Source organism: Aminobacter sp. P4_D5 (genome assembly GCF_056401815.1).
The window spans coordinates 1-542 of record NZ_JBFUIP010001272.1 but is presented as its reverse complement, the minus strand read 5'-3'; the positions used below and the strand labels follow the sequence as shown (position 1 = coordinate 542).

The 542-nt window shown below is 62.7% G+C and carries 2 protein-coding genes; both read right to left on the bottom strand.

The annotated features are described in order from the left end of the window. Positions 1 to 195: 195 nt before the first annotated feature. Positions 196 to 318 carry a hypothetical protein gene (locus AC1DWF_RS37895; RefSeq protein ID WP_476843551.1) on the bottom strand — a complete coding sequence of 41 codons (123 nt, stop codon included), beginning with the start codon at positions 316 to 318 and terminating at the stop codon, positions 196 to 198. Positions 319 to 342: 24 nt separating this feature from the next. Beyond that, a partial coding sequence (locus AC1DWF_RS37890; protein WP_476843550.1) for a hypothetical protein occupies positions 343 to 542 on the bottom strand: 200 nt, incomplete at its 5' end.

Genomic DNA, 542 nt, shown 5'->3' with positions numbered 1-542 from the left:
GCTGGGGGTTGAAGGCTTCGCAACCACAGCCTCTCAACTCAGCCCCGGAGGGACAACCTCCGTAGCAACGACATCTAGAGCATGATCGCCGCAGGTGGAATCACCGGAGGCGTGAAGCATGCTGTCAAAACAACAATCTAGAGGCTTTGCAGTGAGCCCTTGCGAACGAAAAAGGCTCTAGGACTCAAGCTGCGATCAGATGCGAGGCCAGTCCGGCCGTTCGAAGCGCTGGACCTCCAGCGTGTAGCCCGCGGGATCGCAGAAGAAGAAATGCGTGATTCCGTGCGCCTCGGAATAAGCGGGCGGCGGCACGTCCAATCCCTTGCTCCAATCCCTTGCCGGTCAGGAATTCGTGCCACGCCTCCACGGGGTGAACATCACGCCGCCCGTGATGCGCGGATCATCGGAGAGACGCGGGCCGCGGGCGCGGCAGATGCCGAGATAGGCGCGGCCGCCGTCCACGCCGTAGATGCGCACCATGCCCTGGTCCTGCACCAGGGGCAGTTCCAGCAGCTCCTCGTAGAAGCGCCTCGTAGAAGCGC